This window comes from Marinobacter sp. V34 (assembly GCF_055524115.1).
In genome coordinates this window covers 402,932-420,384 of sequence record NZ_JBUPZY010000003.1, presented here as the reverse complement: position 1 = coordinate 420,384, position 17,453 = coordinate 402,932, and the positions used below count along the sequence as shown (strand labels likewise).

Annotated in this window: 16 protein-coding genes; 4 read left to right on the top strand and 12 right to left on the bottom strand. The window is 56.9% G+C overall.

Annotated elements, in window-relative coordinates; all coding sequences use genetic code 11:
- Nucleotides 1–86: 86 nt before the first annotated feature.
- The 5 genes from lnt to miaB all read right to left on the bottom strand — a co-directional run bounded on the left by lnt (nt 87) and on the right by miaB (nt 5,670).
- Complete coding sequence (gene lnt, locus AC0B60_RS07415; protein ID WP_465085110.1) at nt 87–1,637, bottom strand: apolipoprotein N-acyltransferase; 1,551 nt, start codon at nt 1,635–1,637, stop codon at nt 87–89.
- A complete protein-coding gene (locus AC0B60_RS07410; protein WP_465085109.1) occupies nt 1,627–2,478 on the bottom strand; it encodes an HlyC/CorC family transporter in 852 nt (283 codons plus the stop codon). The genes lnt and AC0B60_RS07410 overlap by 11 nt, the downstream gene beginning before the upstream one ends.
- Nucleotides 2,475–2,948: an rRNA maturation RNase YbeY gene (gene ybeY, locus AC0B60_RS07405; RefSeq protein WP_465085108.1), complete on the bottom strand. Its 474-nt coding sequence runs from the start codon at nt 2,946–2,948 to the stop codon at nt 2,475–2,477. Before ybeY ends, AC0B60_RS07410 begins: the two co-directional genes overlap by 4 nt.
- Complete coding sequence (locus tag AC0B60_RS07400; RefSeq protein WP_465085107.1) at nt 2,945–3,928, bottom strand: PhoH family protein; 984 nt, start codon at nt 3,926–3,928, stop codon at nt 2,945–2,947. Before AC0B60_RS07400 ends, ybeY begins: the two co-directional genes overlap by 4 nt.
- Nucleotides 3,929–4,323: 395 nt before the next feature.
- Complete coding sequence (gene miaB, locus AC0B60_RS07395) at nt 4,324–5,670, bottom strand: tRNA (N6-isopentenyl adenosine(37)-C2)-methylthiotransferase MiaB (protein ID WP_465085106.1); 1,347 nt, start codon at nt 5,668–5,670, stop codon at nt 4,324–4,326.
- Between the two features lie 175 nt (nt 5,671–5,845).
- Here miaB and trmH point away from each other — a divergent pair, with 175 nt between their 5' ends.
- Entirely contained in the window at nt 5,846–6,583 is a 738-nt protein-coding gene (trmH, locus tag AC0B60_RS07390) for a tRNA (guanosine(18)-2'-O)-methyltransferase TrmH (RefSeq protein WP_465085105.1), read from the top strand.
- A gap of 158 nt (nt 6,584–6,741) precedes the next feature.
- On the opposite strand, the gene AC0B60_RS07385 is transcribed toward trmH, so the two are convergent.
- The 7 genes from AC0B60_RS07385 to gatC form a co-directional block, all read right to left on the bottom strand.
- A complete protein-coding gene (locus AC0B60_RS07385) occupies nt 6,742–7,758 on the bottom strand; it encodes a nucleoid-associated protein (RefSeq protein WP_465085104.1) in 1,017 nt (338 codons plus the stop codon).
- Nucleotides 7,759–7,871: 113 nt separating this feature from the next.
- Nucleotides 7,872–9,530: a sulfate adenylyltransferase subunit CysN gene (gene cysN, locus AC0B60_RS07380; protein ID WP_465085103.1), complete on the bottom strand. Its 1,659-nt coding sequence runs from the start codon at nt 9,528–9,530 to the stop codon at nt 7,872–7,874.
- A 1-nt stretch (nt 9,531) separates the two neighbouring features.
- On the bottom strand, nt 9,532–10,440 hold the full coding sequence (cysD, locus tag AC0B60_RS07375) for a sulfate adenylyltransferase subunit CysD (protein WP_007155648.1): 909 nt from the start codon (nt 10,438–10,440) through the stop codon (nt 9,532–9,534).
- A gap of 162 nt (nt 10,441–10,602) precedes the next feature.
- A complete protein-coding gene (locus AC0B60_RS07370) occupies nt 10,603–11,007 on the bottom strand; it encodes a PilZ domain-containing protein (RefSeq protein WP_465085102.1) in 405 nt (134 codons plus the stop codon).
- Between the two features lie 275 nt (nt 11,008–11,282).
- Nucleotides 11,283–12,734 (bottom strand): Asp-tRNA(Asn)/Glu-tRNA(Gln) amidotransferase subunit GatB, encoded by a 1,452-nt coding sequence (gatB, locus tag AC0B60_RS07365; protein WP_465085101.1) that lies wholly within the window; start codon nt 12,732–12,734, stop codon nt 11,283–11,285.
- A 34-nt stretch (nt 12,735–12,768) separates the two neighbouring features.
- Nucleotides 12,769–14,226, bottom strand: coding sequence for an Asp-tRNA(Asn)/Glu-tRNA(Gln) amidotransferase subunit GatA (gene gatA, locus AC0B60_RS07360; RefSeq protein ID WP_465085100.1), 1,458 nt, complete (start codon nt 14,224–14,226; stop codon nt 12,769–12,771).
- 38 nt (nt 14,227–14,264) lie between these two features.
- Complete coding sequence (gene gatC, locus AC0B60_RS07355; protein WP_465085099.1) at nt 14,265–14,552, bottom strand: Asp-tRNA(Asn)/Glu-tRNA(Gln) amidotransferase subunit GatC; 288 nt, start codon at nt 14,550–14,552, stop codon at nt 14,265–14,267.
- 374 nt (nt 14,553–14,926) lie between these two features.
- Between gatC and AC0B60_RS07350 the strand changes: the two genes are divergently transcribed.
- The 3 genes from AC0B60_RS07350 to mreD all read left to right on the top strand — a co-directional run bounded on the left by AC0B60_RS07350 (nt 14,927) and on the right by mreD (nt 17,451).
- On the top strand, nt 14,927–15,967 hold the full coding sequence (locus tag AC0B60_RS07350) for a rod shape-determining protein (RefSeq protein ID WP_275704726.1): 1,041 nt from the start codon (nt 14,927–14,929) through the stop codon (nt 15,965–15,967).
- A gap of 168 nt (nt 15,968–16,135) precedes the next feature.
- Nucleotides 16,136–16,975 carry a rod shape-determining protein MreC gene (gene mreC / locus AC0B60_RS07345; RefSeq protein ID WP_465085098.1) on the top strand — a complete coding sequence of 280 codons (840 nt, stop codon included), beginning with the start codon at nt 16,136–16,138 and terminating at the stop codon, nt 16,973–16,975.
- On the top strand, nt 16,975–17,451 hold the full coding sequence (mreD, locus tag AC0B60_RS07340; RefSeq protein ID WP_465085097.1) for a rod shape-determining protein MreD: 477 nt from the start codon (nt 16,975–16,977) through the stop codon (nt 17,449–17,451). Before mreC ends, mreD begins: the two co-directional genes overlap by 1 nt.
- Nucleotides 17,452–17,453: the final 2 nt, after the last annotated feature.

Below are 17,453 nucleotides of genomic sequence, written 5' to 3'. Positions count from 1 at the left end.
CAGAAAAAGGTGTCCGAGCAAAGCGAGTTCTTTTTCCAAAGAAAAGGTACCCCCACCCCGTGGCCAGGCACCAAAGTCCAGGCTACTCAGTTCCGAGGAATGACCCGTTCCCGAACAAACACAATAAGAATCGCCGCCAGCGTCAGCACCGGCCAGGAACCGGATTGCATGTAGGGCGTATCGCCCTCGGCCGCATAGACCTCGCCAGTCATCACCGCACGTTCAAACTGCGGGATGGTTTCAGTGATCTGGCCTTTCTCGTCAATAATGGCCGTTACCCCATTGTTCGTGCCTCGCAGCATATAGCGACCGGTTTCCAGGGCTCGCATGCGGGCGATCTGTAGGTGTTGCAGCGGGCCAATGGAGTCGCCAAACCAGCCATCGTTACTGATGGTCAGCAGCATGCCACTGTTGCGGGCGTTGGAGGCGACGAAGTCCGGATAGGCTACTTCATAGCAGATAAACGGCATGACCCTGGTGCCATTGACGTCAAGTGGCGCCTGATTGGCTGGCCCCCGGCTGAAGCTGGACATGGGCAGGTCGAAAAAGCCGATCAGACCGCGAAGCCATTGCTGCAGCGGTACGTACTCTCCGAAAGGCACCAGCTTTTGTTTGTGGTAGATGCCGCCGCCATTACCAATAGCCATGATGCTGTTGTGGTAGGTAAAGTCTTCAATGCGGTCACTGAAGCCGTACCAGGGAATGCCGGTGATCAGTGTGCTGTTCTCTCCCAGCTCTTCACCGATATGGTCGATGATTTTGCCAGCCTGGTCCTGGGGGATCGGAATAGCGGTTTCCGGCCACAGAATCAAATCAGTATTCCAGTGATCTTCGGTCAGCTCCAGGTACGCCACGATCTGGTCCCGGAGAAAGTCCGGGTCCCACTTGATTTGCTGAGGAATGTTGCCCTGCATCGCGACAAACGTGGTTGGTTCCGCGTCCAGGGTCGTCCATTGTGCCTGCGAGACGGCCGGGCCGGTTACCCAGGGCAGTAGCACCGCACCGGCCACGAGAGCAGCGCTGGCATAGCGGGTTTTCATTGCCAGCCACCAGCAGGCAATGACAGCACCACCGGTGACCGTTACCCAGAAGGTAACACCGTAAACACCAATAAGGGGTGCAAATCCCCCCAGCGGGCCATCAACGTGAGCCGTTCCCAGGTAGAGCCAGGGAAAGCCCGTGAGTAACCAGCTCCGGACCCAGTCACCGAGTATCCAGATGGCCGGAAACAGAAGCAGCCGCCTGACCGTACTGGCCTTGGCCAGTTTGCCCCAGGCCCAGAACGCCAGGCCATGAAAAAGGGCAAGCCCCGCCACGAAAACAACCGTCAGGATGAACGCTAGCGGCACCGAGGTGTTGCCGTGTTCACTGATGCTGATGTAGACCCAGCTTGCGCCGGTACCGAATAGCCCCAATCCGACCAGCCAGCCAGCCCGAAACAGCTTCTGAGGGGCCAGCGGCAGGCAGCAAAGCAGTATCAGCGCGACTGACACCGGTCCCAGCCACCACCAGTGAAAGGGAGAGAAGGTGAGTGTCTGCAACGCACCGGCAACCAGCAGGGTAGCCGCTCGCAGCCAGGCGTGTTCAGAAAGGGCGGATGTCAGCACGGAGGTTTGGGCTGTTGTATTACTGGTCATCACCACGCGTTACCTGCAGCAGACGGATGACACGGTTATCGGCGTTGGCGATGGTAAATTGCAACCCGCCAAACTCAACCGACTCGCCCCGTCTGGGCAGGTGACCGAACTCCTTGAGTACAACGCCACCGATGGTGTCGAACTCTTCCTCGTCCAGCTCGGTTTCGAAGAATTCGTTAAAGTCGTCGACGGGTGTAACTGCTTTTACGGCGAAAGTGCCATCGCCTCGGGCTTTGATGTGGGTTTCCTCATCGAAGTCGTGTTCGTCTTCGATTTCGCCCACGATCTGTTCCAGCACGTCCTCAATGGTGATCAGGCCGGCAGTACCGCCATATTCATCAACCACAATGGCCATGTGGTTGCGGGTTTCCTTGAACTCTTTCAACAACTGGTTCAGGCGCTTGCTCTCCGGTACAAACGTTGGAGGGCGAAGAATCTCGCGGATGCGGGTCCAGTTGAGGTCGTTGTTCAGGGCCAGGGGGAGTAGATCCTTGGCTAGCAGCACGCCAATCACATCGTCCTGGCTGTCGCCAATAACGGGGAAGCGGCTGTGGGCAGATGAAATGATTTCGCCAAGAAATTCTTTCGGTTCCTGGGATGCCTTGACGGTGACCATCTGGGAGCGGGGAATCATGATTTCATCCACCCGCATGTCGATCACCTGCATGGCACCTTCGATGATGCTCATGGCATCGGTATCGATGATTTCCTGGGACTCTGCGTCCCGCAGGATTTCCAGCACGTCCTCGACGGACTCAGGCCCGCTGGAGAAGGCCTGTGATATACGCTCCAGCCAGGACTTGTTGCTGCCCTGACTGCGACTCGACTGATCGTCGTTCATGAGTCTTTTTCCGTTTCCTCTGTCTCGTAAGGATTGCTGAACCCGAGTTGCGCAAGCAACCGGATCTCGAGGGCTTCCATGACCTCGGCATCACTGTCTTCAATGTGGTCGTAGCCCTGAAGGTGCAGCATACCGTGCACCACCATATGGGCCCAGTGTTCCGTCAGCGTTTTTCGCTGCTCGGCGGACTCTTTCTCCACCACCGGAGCGCAGATGATCAGATCACCGGCCAACGGAACCGTTATACCGGCTGGCGCCTCAAATGGGAAGGACAGTACATTGGTTGGCCCTGATTTCCCGCGATACTGGTTGTTCAGATCGGCGCTCTCATCACTGGCAACGATACGGATCGTCACCTCAGATGGGTTTTCGCCCAACCACGCCGCCTGGGCCCAGCGCTCAAAATCGGTGTCTGCCGGCACCCCGGTCGCCTCGACGGCCAGCTGCAAGTCCGTTGTCAGTTCACTCACTGGCCTGTGGCACTCCCGTCGTCAAAGGAGTCATAAGCCTCGACAATCCGCTGCACCAACGGGTGACGCACGACATCCCTGGCTTCAAACCGCGTGAAGCCAATGCCAGACACCTTGCTCAGCACGCCTGCGGCGTGTATCAGGCCGGAATTCTGCCCTCGGGGAAGATCTACCTGGGTGGTATCACCGGTGATCACGGCGGTGGAACCAAAGCCGATCCGCGTGAGGAACATTTTCATCTGCTCGCGGGTCGTGTTCTGGCTCTCATCCAGGATGATAAATGAGTTGTTGAGGGTGCGGCCGCGCATGAAGGCCAGCGGCGCTATCTCAATCACGCTTTTTTCGATCAGCCGTGTCACATGGTCAAAGCCCAGCATCTCGTAAAGGGCGTCATAGAGGGGGCGCAGATAAGGGTCCACCTTCTGGGCCAGATCGCCCGGCAGGAAGCCGAGCTTTTCGCCGGCTTCCACGGCCGGCCGGACCAGCAGGATGCGCTTCACTTGTTCGTCTTTCAGTGCCTCAACCGCGCACGCCACCGCCAGCCAGGTTTTGCCGGTGCCGGCGGGGCCAATGCCAAAGTTCACATCATGGGTTCGAATGTTGTGCACGTACTTCTGCTGGTTCTCGCCCCGGGGCTTGGCCTGCAGTTTCGGGGTTTTGATGACGGTGACGGCGCCATTGTACGGCACATCATCTGGCAGCCGCTCGAACCCGGTCTCGCGGATAAACAGGTGAACCATGTCCGGGGAAATATCGTCGTTGGACTCGGTTTCCCGGTACAGGTGCCGAATAACCTCGGTGGCTGCGGCGACATGTTCGGTTTCACCTTCCACCCGGAAATGATGGCCACGGCGGCCAACTTTGACGTTCATGCGCCGCTCAATGTGCTTCAGGTGCTCATCAAACTGTCCGCAAAGGGTGGTCAGCCGGCGCTGGTCTACCGGGTGCAGGTCGAATTGTCTGTGATCGTTGGCGTTCAAAAGTGCTCCGTTTGTTTACTCCCTTTGCCTTCAGGGAGTGGGTATATCACGATTTGTGCTAGCGGGCGCGGGTCGGAGGACTGTTCCAAAAAACGCCCGTGAATACGTCCCTGTAGGGCTCGGTCGCGCCATCCCTGGCGCTCCACGTTTTTGGAACAGCCCTCCGACCCGCGCCCTTATTCAACTATGTGCAGGCCCGCTTCTTTAAATACAAGACCATTTGCACACTGCAGACACGAGAAGAGTTCGCGGAGAGTGGTGGGTACATCCTCCCGAAAATGTGCGGAGCCATGGATGGCGGAGCCCAAGCGCACAGGGATGTGCTTGTAGCGTTTTTTGGGAGGATGTACCCACCACTCGCCAATCACCAAACCCCAGACGAATTGGGCCAAGGCTTAAAACATCTCGGAACTAACAGGCACACCCCGTAGAGAATTAGGCAGAGCCTCCCGAATTTCCACATCAATAAAGTGCCCAACCACCTCCGGATTCTCATGCCGGAAGTTCACAATGCGGTTGTTCTCGGTGCGACCTGCGTATTCACCAGGGTCCTTCTTGGACAGGCCGGTCACGAGGATACGCTGGGTTGTACTGACCATCTTGCGACTGATGTCCATCACGTTCTGGTTCAGCCGGTCCTGCAGAATGCTCAGGCGCTGTTTCTTCACCTCCAGCGGCGTGTCATCCGGCAGATCTGCCGCCGGAGTGCCGGGCCGGGCACTGTAGATGAAGCTGAACGACATATCGAAGCCGATATCGTTGATCAGCTTCATGGTGTCCTCAAAATCCTTCTCGGTTTCCCCAGGGAAGCCAATGATGAAATCCGAGGAGAAACTGATGTCCGGGCGAATCTTGCGCAGGCGGCGGAGTTTGGACTTATACTCCAGTGCCGTATGCCCGCGCTTCATGGCCGCCAGGACTCGGTCTGAGCCACTTTGCACCGGCAAGTGCAGGTGGCTGACCAGCTCTGGAACCTGCTCATAGGCTTCGATCAGCGAGTCCGAAAACTCCACCGGATGTGAGGTGGTATACCGGATGCGGTCGATGCCGTCGATGGTGGCGATCAGGGTCACCAGCTCAGCCATGTCCATGATGTCGCCATCGTGGGTTTCTCCACGGTAGGCATTCACGTTCTGGCCGAGCAGGTTTACCTCACGCACTCCCTGACTGGCCAGGTGGGCCACTTCTGCGATCACGTCGTCCACCGGGCGACTGACTTCCTCGCCACGGGTGTAAGGTACCACGCAGAACGTGCAGTACTTGCTGCAGCCTTCCATTATGGACACAAACGCAGAGGGGCCGTCCGCGCCCGGATCTGGCAGATTGTCGAACTTCTCGATTTCCGGGAAGCTCACATCTACCACGCCAACACCATTACCCTTGGCGCGGACTTCGGTGATCATGTCAGGCAAGCGGTGTAGGGTTTGCGGGCCGAAAACCATGTCAACATAAGGGGCACGGTCGATAATCGCCTGGCCTTCTTGGCTCGCCACGCAACCGCCCACGCCAATGATCAGGTCCGGTTTGCTGTTTTTCAGTTTCTTCCAGCGGCCCAGCTGGTGGAATACCTTTTCCTGGGCTTTTTCGCGGATGGAGCAGGTATTCAGCAACAGGATGTCGGCGTCATCCGGCGAGTCGGTCATTTCGACGGTTTCGCCGGTACGCAGCAGGTCTGCCATGCGTGATGAGTCGTACTCGTTCATCTGGCAACCATGGGTCTTGATGTACAGCTTCTTGGCCATGAGTCTCAACGTGCTTGGTGTGTGATTTGCGCCGGGAGGTTGGCGGTGGCGCTGAAAAAAGTTAGCTGCACATTATAACGGGGTGATCAATCGGCAACCACCTTTGTCTCGGCAATCCTCTAAATCGCTTGTGGTAGTATTGGTTTTTCTCATTTTCTAGAACGCTCAAACAATCATGACTCCCGAACGCCTGGCCCGAATCAAACAAACCCTGGATACTCGCCAGCCCGATCTCAGCGTCCTCACCGACCAGGTCCACAAACCCCGCAACCTGTCGGCCATCATCCGCTCCTGCGACGCCTTTGGTCTCGCCAACATGCACGTGGTCTGGCCAAGGGAGGGTTTTCGGGCCTTCCGCAAAACCGCCGGCGGCAGCTACAACTGGGTGACCACTCGCACGCACCCCACCATGGACGATGCGGTTTCGGAGCTGAAAGGGCAGGGCCACAAACTCTACGCCGCCCAACTGTCGGACAGAGCGATTGATTACCGGGAAGCGGATTTCACCGTGCCTTGCACGGTGATCATGGGCAACGAAGTGGATGGCGTCAGCGACAGAGCCGCCGAACAGGCCGACGAGCACATTATGATACCCATGATGGGCATGGTGGAATCGCTGAACGTGTCGTCCGCCTGTGCGATTATCCTGTCCGAAGCGCAGCGGCAGCGGAAACTGGCAGGCCTGTATGAGCGCCAGAGATTGCCGGATGATGAGTACAACCGTCTGTTATTCCGCTGGTGCCAGCCGGTCGTTAAACGCTACTGCGACGACCGCAACCTGCCGTATCCACCCATCGACCCGGAAACCGGTGAATTGGTTGACGGCGTTGGTTGGATGCAGGAAGTTCGGAAGCTGCGCGCAAACCGTCCGAGGTGGACCGACACCGCAGCAAAAACAGTTGATGAGTCGTAAAGCCTTAGCGCTAACTCGTAATTTGATCGGTCACGGTGTGGGGTAGCATTTTCTGCCGGAAAAAGGTGTCCGAGCGCAGCGAGTTCTTTTTCCAGAAGAAAATGCTACCCCATGGCGGGACCAGCCCCCAAAGCCATCAGACTAACAGGCCAATAACATCACTCTTCACGCCCCTCCAGGTAACGTTGCAATTGCTCCCGCAGCGCCTTAGGCAACCGCGTAATCGTCAACGCGTCGTTGTCACGGTCATAGTAAACCGCCTGATTCACCAGGTCCGAAGAGAACGACACACTCATGCCACCACCGGAACCGGCAATCCGAACCAGCTTCTTCACCTTGCGGTGATCCGGGTGCAGCACCCCGCTTTCCGGCAGCTCAGCGGTTTCACTGGCAAACTCCTTGAAACGCTGGGGCTCGTTCTCGTCCAGGTAGCCCGACAGCGCCTCAATGGCCACTGGCTCACCCAACGCATGCTGCTCCTTCGAGAACTCATAGGCACGCGCACGAATCTTGCCCGCTTCTTCAGGCTCTGAAGACTTGGCAAAGGCTTCCACCGCGTCCATGAACGTCAGCGTTTCCTTCTCCACATCCACCTGATTGGTAAAACCACACAGCTTGATGAACAGGTCGCCACCTTCGCCGGAGCCGCGGGCGTGGACCAGCGTGAGATAGTTCTCGCCGGCGTTGTCACTCAGCCAGTCGTCCAATTCCACGCGCACCGCCAGATTCAGTCGAGACAGGCTCAGGATATCTGTCGCGTCCAGTGTCTGCTGTGAGTCAAAACGCATCGCGCTATCGTTTTCCAGGATGAGCAGGTACACCACCTCCGCATCCGCGAGGGCTTCGTGGACAATCATCAGGTGCCCCTCAAACTCCTCCTGGGCACTGTTCAGTAGCTCCTGCCACTGACCGAACAAGCGGTCAGTCAGGGAGGAGAAAGACTGCTTGTCTTCCCGGTAATCCTTCAGCCAACCGCTGAAAGGGCTCTCGCCAATATCTTCGGAAAAACGACCGTACTTCTTGCCCGGTTTGCTGTTGAACAGGCGCTTCATCTGCTTGTGTAGGGCTTCGTAGTCGCCCCCTGGCTCAGCCAGGGTCTCTCCAGGACGAATACGTGCTGGTTGCCCTGGTTGGTACTGACTGGCAAAGAGAGTACGAAGCTGCTTGATGGCCATGAAGTCGGTTGTCCCTTGGTTGATAAACGTACAAAGCCCTGAGAAGTTAATCATCAGGGCTTTGCATTGTAACGGCTTTGTCGAATTACGGCCTTTCAGCTTTCAGGTCTGCGCTAGACTCGCTTATTGCGTATCAGATCCTGAATCAGGGTATTCACCGCTTCGGTAATTTCCTGATCGTCGTCTGCGGAAACGGACGCCGATGCCACATCAGTGCCCAGATTCACTGCAATGGCAATCAGGCCATGGGCGCTGACCACCTGCGCGGCGCGACGGCGGTCGTCGGCATTGCCGGCGTTGTCCTCGCTGAGTACCACGGACGTCTTGCCCTGATCGAACAGCGCGCGTTCTACTGCCAGCGCCAGTGCTGCGGCCTGCTTGCCGTTACAGGCAATGATCGCCGGCTTCTGCGCCAGGCGACGCTGCCGCTCTTCGCTAGTGACCGGATCCAGAGATTCCACGGTGCCGGCGGTGCCGGCAATCATGCCCGCGCCAATGGTCACGTTGGTCAGCCGGTCGATCACAATGAAGCTGCCCGTGGCGTGGTTGCGCGGGTAGGCATCAAACGCAATGGGTTGGCTCAGGGTCAACTCACACAGTCCGATTTCGTTCAACTGAAGGGCCGACGGGTGGTCGTTCTTCTCCAGGGTGTTGACGTCGGTCTGGTGATGAATCTTTTTAACGGTGGCCGAAGTAAACGTAGGGCCGAGTTTGATGTCGTACAAGCGCCCGGTCTCCAATGGGCCGTCCGTCATCCAAACAATGTTGGCGGTGAAGCGGTTGCCCACTTCCGGCTCATCCTCAGCCTTAACCAGCATATCGCCCCGGCTGACATCAATCTCGTCGGTCAGCGTCAGTGTGACGGCCTGGTCGATGTAAGCTTCTTCCAGATTGCCATCAAATGTCACTACGTCCTTGATAGTACTGGTGCGCCGTGAGGGCAGGGCCATTACCTTGTCGCCCGGACGGATCACGCCGGACGCAATCGTTCCGCAGAATCCGCGGAAGTTCAGGTTCGGGCGCGTCACGTACTGAACGGGGAACCGGAAGTGCTCCAGGTTCTTGTCGTGGGAGACTTCTACGGTCTCCAGAATGTCCATCAGCGGCTGGCCGTCGAACCAGGGCATGTTTTCGCTTCTGTTGACAACGTTGTCGCCTTCGAGGGCAGACAGTGGCACGAAGCGAATGTCTTTCAGGCCAAGCTGGTTGGCAAACGCCAGGTAGTCGTCCTTGATTTCATTGAAGCGTTCTTCGCTGAAATCAACCAGATCCATTTTGTTCACTGCGACCACAATGTGGCGAATGCCAAGCAGGGAGGCAATGTAAGAGTGGCGGCGGGTCTGGGTCAGAACCCCGTGGCGCGCATCAATCATCAGAATCGCCACTTGTGCCGTCGATGCCCCCGTCGCCATGTTGCGGGTGTACTGCTCGTGGCCCGGAGTGTCGGCAATGATGAACTTGCGCTTGTCCGTAGAGAAAAAGCGATAGGCAACGTCAATAGTGATGCCCTGTTCGCGCTCGGCCTGCAGGCCATCCACCAGCAGCGCCAAGTCGAGCTTTTCGCCGGTCGTGCCCATTTTGGCGCTGTCCGACTTAAGGCTGGCCATATGATCTTCATAGATCATCTTGGTATCGTGCAGCAGACGACCAATCAGGGTGCTCTTGCCGTCGTCCACGCTACCGCAGGTCAGCAACCGCAGCAGTTCCTTGTTTTCATGTTGCTTCAGGTAGGCCTGAATATCTTCGGCAATCAGATCAGACTGGTGTGACATCTTAGAAGTACCCTTCCCGCTTTTTCTGTTCCATGGAGCCGGCCGAATCGTGGTCGATCACGCGGCCCTGACGTTCGGAGCTGGTTGCCAGCAGCATTTCCTGGATGATCTCCGGCAGTGTGTCTGCCTCGGATTCAATGGCGCCGGTCAGTGGGTAACAGCCCAAGGTGCGGAAACGGATGGACTTCATCATCGGTTTTTCGCCTTCTTTCAAAGGCATGCGGTCATCGTCCACCATGATCAGCGTGCCATCACGCTCCACTACGGGCCGCTTGGCGGAGTAGTAGAGTGGCACGATTTCAATGTTTTCCAGATAGATGTACTGCCAGATGTCCAGCTCGGTCCAGTTGGACAGCGGGAAGACCCGGATGCTCTCGCCTTTGTTGATCTTGCCGTTGTAGATGTTCCACAGCTCAGGGCGCTGATTCTTCGGGTCCCAGCGGTGGTACTCGTCACGGAAGGAGTAAACACGTTCTTTGGCGCGGGATTTTTCTTCATCCCGGCGAGCGCCACCAAAAGCGGCATCAAACTTGTATTTGTCCAGCGCCTGTTTGAGGGCCTGGGTTTTCATTACGTCGGTATGCTTGGCACTGCCGTGAGTAAAGGGGCCGATGCCTTGTTTAATACCGTCTTCGTTCTTATGAACGATCAGATCCAGGCCGTATTCCTTTACCTTGCGGTCGCGGAAATCGATCATATCCTTGAACTTCCACGTGGTATCCACGTGCATCAACGGAAATGGCGGTTTCCCCGGATAGAAGGCCTTGCGGGCCAGGTGCAGCATTACTGCGGAGTCCTTCCCGATGGAATAGAGCATGACCGGGTTGTCGAACTCGGCTGCAACTTCCCGGATGATGTGGATGCTTTCAGCTTCCAGTTGCTTGAGGTGCGTCAGGTTGTAAGTGGTCATCGTGTCCTGTTACCGCTTTGCGTGCCTCCGGATTCGATAGAGGCTGGGCGTGTGAATGCCGCAATGATACCAGATCAGGCCATGGCATAAGAAGTCGGGTAACTAGAGTTTGCTGCTATAACAATATAGCGGCAGGAAAGGCTGAAGGGTAAAACTTCTGAGTCAGTGCGGCGAGGTGGAAAGCAGTTTGCTGACGTAGTTGTTCACATAATCGAAACCATTGCCTTCGAACTCTGCGAACTGGATGCCGAGCTGGAACTGGTCGCGGGCAATCCGGCGCATGTGGACAATGTTGCCTCCGGCGATCACTGAAACGGGTTGATTGGCAATAACCGGTACAGAGAATGTCGTGGTTACGGATATCCAGTTTCCGGGTGCCGGTGTTTTCTGGCCGGGAACCAGTTTTTTCACGGAATCCTGATCACAGAGAACCATCAGGCCGGTTCGGGAAATATTGGAGACTTTACAGGTCAGGCAGCTGCCGTCCGTTTTTTCAATCCGGGCTTCGGTAGCAACATCAACGCGTTGTTGGTTACGTAGGTTTGGCTTGGCGGCAACTGGTTTCATAGTCACTCTTCTTGCATCTCTGGTTTCAAAGCAGGCAGCCTTACCCATCGTTCAATCCTTTATTGTTATTACTCACTGTCTTCTTTCTATACACGCGAGAAAGCCGCGCCAATTGTCATGAATATGTAACATGGCGAGCGCGAAAAACAGCAAGCGCTTGTTGTTTCGATCTTAACTTCCTGAAAGTCTAGTTGTTTGTTTGGTAATCAGCAAGTTGACTGTCGCCAAAGCTGTCAGATTTGTGAACTGAATGTGAGCGTTGCGAAGGCTAATCATCAACCCCCAAGTTTCTTAACAAGAATCTCATTAAACAGCTTGGGGTTCCCTTGTCCCTTGGAGGCCTTCATCAGCGGCCCCATAAACCCGCCGAGCATTTTCTTCTGTTTCTTGGGGTCGGACTCCTGCTGATACTGGGCAACCTGGTCCGGCATGGAGGCCAGAACCTCGTCCACCATCGTCTCAAGCTCGCCAGTGTCTGATACCTGCTTCAGGCCCTTGGCATCGATGATGGCGTCTACACTGTCATTTTCGCCAGCCCAGAGCGCTTCGAAGACCTTTTTGGCACCGGCCGACGAAATCGTGTTATCCGCAACACGCACCACCAGGTCCCCAAGCTGCTCGCCGGAGATCGGTGAGTCGGCCACGGACTTCTCCTCCGCATTCAGGCGAGCGGAGAATTCACCCTGAACCCAGTTGGAAGCCAGCTTGGCGTCCTTCCCGCGATCAGCGGCAGATTCAAAGAACGCAGCCAACTTTGAATCGCCAGCCAGCAGTCCGGCATCGTAGTCGTTCAGACCGTATTGCTCCTTGAAGCGTGCCTTGCGGGCGTCTGGCAGTTCCGGGAGGTTACTGCGGGCCTCGTTGATAAAGGCCTCGTCGATTTCCACTGGCAACAGATCCGGGCAGGGGAAGTAGCGGTAGTCGTTTGCTTCTTCCTTGGTGCGCATAGACCGGGACTCGTCCCGGTCGCCGTTGTATAGGCGGGTTTCCTGCACGATGGTGCCACCGTCTTCCAGAATATCCATCTGCCGCTCCACCTCGTGGGCGATGGCCTGTTCCATGAAACGGAAGGAGTTCAGGTTTTTGGTTTCGGTGCGAGTGCCCAGGGTGTCCGAGCCTTTGGGTTTGAGCGAGATATTCACATCAAACCGCATGGAACCCTGGGACATGTCTCCGTCGCAGATGCCCAAAGAGGTAACAATTCCATGGAGTTTCTTGGCAAAGGCGACTGCCTCATCGGCATTGGTCATGTCGGGTTCAGTGACCACCTCAATCAGCGGCGTGCCGGCGCGGTTCAGGTCAATGCCGGTCATGCCGTGAAAATCCTCATGGAGAGATTTTCCGGCGTCTTCTTCCAGGTGGGCGTGATGAATGCGTACACGCTTTGACTCACCGTTGGCCAGGTCGATATCCACATAGCCGGGACCGACAATCGGGCGCTCCAGCTGTGTTGTCTGGTAGCCCTTGGGCAAGTCCGGGTAAAAATAGTTCTTACGCTCGAATACTGAGCGACGCTCGATCTCGGCATTGACGGCCAGACCAAACATCACCGCGTAGCGGAAAGCCTGTTCATTGGGTACTGGAAGGGTGCCTGGCATGGCCAGGTCAACAGCATTGGCCTGGGTGTTGGGCTCAGCGCCGTAGGCGGTGCTGGAACCGGAAAAAATCTTCGTTCTGGTGGCGAGCTGAACGTGAATTTCCAGCCCGATCACAATTTCCCATTGCATAGTTTCTCTCTCCTGTTCTGGGCCTGTCTTGGGCTTATTGTGGTTCACGCTGGTGCCAGTCGGTCACCTGCTGAAACTGATGGGCGGCGTTCAACAGACGAGCTTCGGAGAAGTAGTCTCCAATGATCTGCAGGCCCACCGGCAGGCCGTCCACAAACCCGGCCGGAACTGACATGGCAGGGATGCCCGCCAGGTTGATGGCAATGGTAAACACGTCCTCCAGGTACATGGTCACCGGGTCGCTGGTCTTCTCGCCCTGGATAAAGGCTGGAGAGGGCGTGGTGGGGCTCATCAGCACGTCCACTTCTTTGAAGGCGTTGATGAAATCCTGCTGGATGAGCCGGCGAACCTTCTGAGCTTTCAGGTAGTAGGCGTCGAAATAGCCGGCGGACAGTGCATAGGTGCCCACCAGAATCCGCCGCTTGACCTCGGTGCCGAAACCTTCGGCTCGGGTGCGTGTGTACATGTCCAGCAGGTCTTTGGGATCCTCGCAGCGATAACCATAGCGAGCACCGTCGAAACGGGACAGGTTAGCCGACGCCTCGGCCGGGGCGATAACGTAGTAAGCCGCAATGGCTAGGTCTGCGTGGGGTAGAGAGACTTCCTTTACCGTAGCGCCCAGCTTCTCGTATTCGCGGATGGCGCCCCGAATCTGTTCTTCCATGGCGGTACTGAGGTTGCCGGTAAAGTACTCCTTCGGCAGCCCAATACGCAGGCCTTTCAATGGCTCGTTCAGTGTCGCGGTATAGTCCGGCACGTCCCGATCGATGGAGGTGGAATCCTTGGGGTCAAAACCAGCCATTACGTTCAGCATCAGTGCATTGTCTTCGGCTGTGCGGGCCATAGTGCCGCCCTGGTCCAGGCTGGAGGCAAAGGCGATCATGCCGTAACGAGATACCCGGCCGTAAGTCGGCTTGAGGCCGGTTACGCCGCACAGCGCTGCGGGCTGGCGAATCGAGCCGCCGGTATCCGTCGCGGTTGCCGCCGGCACCAGCTGCGCTGCAACCGCTGCAGCGGAACCCCCGGAAGAACCTCCAGGAACCCGTTTTTCACCTTGGTTCAGGCCCCAGGGGTTAGTCGTAGCACCGAAATAACTGGACTCGGTCGAAGACCCCATGGCGAACTCATCCATGTTGGTCTTGCCGAGGCACACGGCGCCGGCCTTACGGAAATTCTCCGTGACCGTGGCGTCGTAGGGCGGAATAAAGTTGGCTAGCATCTTCGAACCACAGGTCGTTGCTACCCCGTTGGTGCAGAAGATGTCCTTGTGGGCGAAGGGAACACCGGTCCATGGCGTAGCTTTACCCGCCGCCCGCTGCTCATCTGCCGCATGGGCATCAGCCAGGGCCCGCTCTTCGGTAATGGTGATAAAGCTGTTGAGCTGCTCGTCTTCCTTTTTCAGACGGCCCAGGAACTGCCGGGTCAGCTCCACACTGGAAATCTTGCCGCTCTCCAGTTCTTGGGAAAGCTCGGCTACGGACTTGTTATGCATGATGAATCCTGAAATTGCTGTTCGTCAGATCACTTAATTCACTCGATCACTCGGGGAACCAGATAAAGGCCACTCTCGGTGGCAGGTGCAATGGCCTGGAAGCTCTCTCGCTGATCGGCCTCTGTCACCTCATCTGGTCGCAGGCGTTGAACCGCATTCAGCGGATGTGCCATGGGCTCTACCGAATCCGTGTCCGCCGCGCGTAGCTGGTCCACCAGATCCAGGATGTTGCCCAGATCTTTCTCCAACGCTGAAGTTTGCTCATCGTCCACCCGAATGCGGGCGAGCACAGCAACTTTCTCAATGTCCGTACGGGAAATGGTCACATTGCCTCCCTACTAGTATGAAGTTTCAGTAACTTAACTGCCTGATTTAGCACTGACTATTGCGCGGATTGCGAGGGCGCTTTAGAAACGGCCTTCCAAAACTGTGCGGAGCCATGGATGGCGGAGCCCAAGCGCCACACGGACGTGCTTGAGCGTGTTTTGGAAGGCCGTCTCTAAAGCGCCCATGCACCCAAGTTCAAAAAGAAAGCGCTATGGTAACAGATTCGAACAATCGCGGGAGGGGCCAAAACAAAGGAGAAAAGCGCGAAAGGCGCCTCGGGAGCCCCGATGGTGCCTTGCCTGCAGGGGTGCTCACTGCTAAAGTTGCCGCATCATTTTGCGACTGCAACTCTCAGGTTGAAACTACACGAATGTTGATCAAAAGACTCCGAGGTTTATTTTCCAGCGACCTGTCCATCGACCTGGGCACCGCCAACACTCTTATATACGTGCGCGAACGCGGCATCGTACTCAACGAGCCCTCCGTTGTAGCCATCCGCACCTCTGGCTCACAGAAAATGGTTGCAGCCGTCGGCGCCGAAGCCAAACGCATGCTCGGCCGAACACCGGGAAACATCACCGCCATCCGTCCGATGAAAGACGGTGTGATCGCGGATTTCGTCGTTACCGAGAAAATGCTCCAGCACTTTATCCACAAAGTGCACGAGAACAGCTTTATCACCCCAAGCCCCCGCGTATTGGTTTGCGTTCCCAGCAAATCCACCCAGGTAGAGCGCAAGGCCATCCGTGAATCTGCTATGGGTGCAGGCGCAAGGGAAGTGTTCCTGATTGAAGAGCCGATGGCAGCCGCCATCGGGGCTGGCCTGCCAGTTGAGGAAGCCAGCGGCTCCATGATTGTGGACATCGGTGGAGGTACCACCGAGATTGCCATCATCTCCCTGAATGGCATTGTCTACGCAGAGTCCGTCCGTACCGGTGGTGACAAGTTTGACGAAGCCATCGTCACCTATGTGCGTCGCAACTACGGCAGCCTGATTGGTGACTCCACTGCAGAGCGCATCAAGCATGAAATTGGTTGCGCCTATGAGGGGCTGGATATCCGCGAAATCGACGTTCGCGGTCGTAACCTGGCCGAAGGCGTGCCCCGGGCCTTTACCCTGAACAGCGAGGAAATCCTCGACGCCCTTCAGGAATCCCTGGCGCAGATCGTTCAAACCGTGAAAAGTGCCCTGGAACAGTCGCCGCCGGAGCTGGCGTCTGATATCGCCGAACGAGGCATTGTGCTTACCGGCGGCGGAGCGTTGCTGCGCGGTTTGGATAAGCTGATCAGCGAGGAAACCGGCCTGCCGGTGATTATTGCGGAAGACCCGCTTACCTGTGTCGCCCGCGGCGGTGGCAAGGCGCTGGAAGTGATTGACCGTGGCGGAATCGGAATGTTCTCCCAGGAGGGCTGATCTTGACTCCGGCTTTACGCCCCGACATTGCCTTTACCCGGCCGCCGCTCGTGAATGATCACGGCGGCGGTTGTCGTATGGACGCCTGCATGGAGTGCGGGAGGGTGAACTATTAAAACCATCTTTGTTCAAGGCCCCGTTCCCGGTTTCAGGCTGCTACTGGTTATTGTGCTCTCAGCAATACTGGTCGTTGCGGATGCCCGCTTCGATCAGGTGACGCCCGTGCGCAGCGCCATCGGCACTGGCCTCGCCCCTGTTCACTGGCTTGGCAACGCCCCCTCCGAATTCAGCGACTGGGTTGCCAGCTTGTTTACCACCCGTGAAGACCTCCAGGGAGAGAACGAAGCATTGCGTGCGCGCTTGCTGATACTGGAGCGCCGGGCTCTCAAGTATGCCGCCCTGGCATCGGAAAATAACGAACTGCGCAAGCTGATGAACTCTTCGGAAGTCCTTGACGACCGGGTGATTGTTGGTGAAATAGTCGCTGTTTCACCGGACCCGTTCTCCCATGAAGTGGTGATCAATAAGGGTAGTCGTGACGGTGTCGTGGTCGGCCAGGCTATCCTGGACGCCAACGGCCTGATGGGGCAGGTCCAACAGGCCAGTAGTTTCACCTCACGGGTTCTATTGGTGTCGGACAGCAGTCACGCGGTGCCTGTGGAAGTGGTTCGCAATGGCTTGCGGGCTATCCTGCTTGGAAATGGCGACACCAGCGCGCTTGAATTGGTGCATGTGCCGGATACCGCCGATATTCGCGAAGGGGATCTGTTGGTCAGCTCCGGGCTAGGAGGGCGCTTTCCCAAGGGCTACCCGGTGGCGGAAGTGGACCAGATTACCAAGGAACCGGGCGAACCATTTGTGAAAATTCGAGCTACGCCAATGGCGGAACTGAACCGGAGTCGCCTGGTGCTGGTTGTGTTTTCACCGAAACAGGACGCCACGGATGACGCTGGAAGCTCGCCTGAAGGCCCCGATGTCGGATCATCAGAACAGGGCGGGGTGCGCTAATGCTGTCGGTGATCAGTTACCCCGTTTTTGCCCTGAGCGTTTTGTTTGCCCTGGTACTCAGCAGTTCGCTGTTTCCGCTGGGTTGGTTTGAGTTCCGGCCGGAATGGCTGGGCCTGATTGTGTTTTACTGGACATTCCGGGCACCGGCGCAGTTCGGTATCCTGTTAGCCTGGTGTCTTGGGCTGCTGTTGGATGTGCTGGAAGCTACACCGCTGGGCGTTAATGCCCTGGCCATGGGGGTAATCGCGTTTTTGGTGCTGACCATTCACCAGCGACTGCGTATGTACCCTTTGCCGCAGCAGTGCCTGATGGTGTTCCTGTTGTTGGGTATCAACCAGATGCTGGTGCATTTTATCAAGCAGACACTGGGAGCTGATAGTTCCGGCTTCAGCTACTTGTGGCCGGCGCTGACCAGTGCTGTGGTCTGGCCGGTGCTGTGTGTATTGCTGGATAACCTGAATCGCAAGCTGGGCTAGGA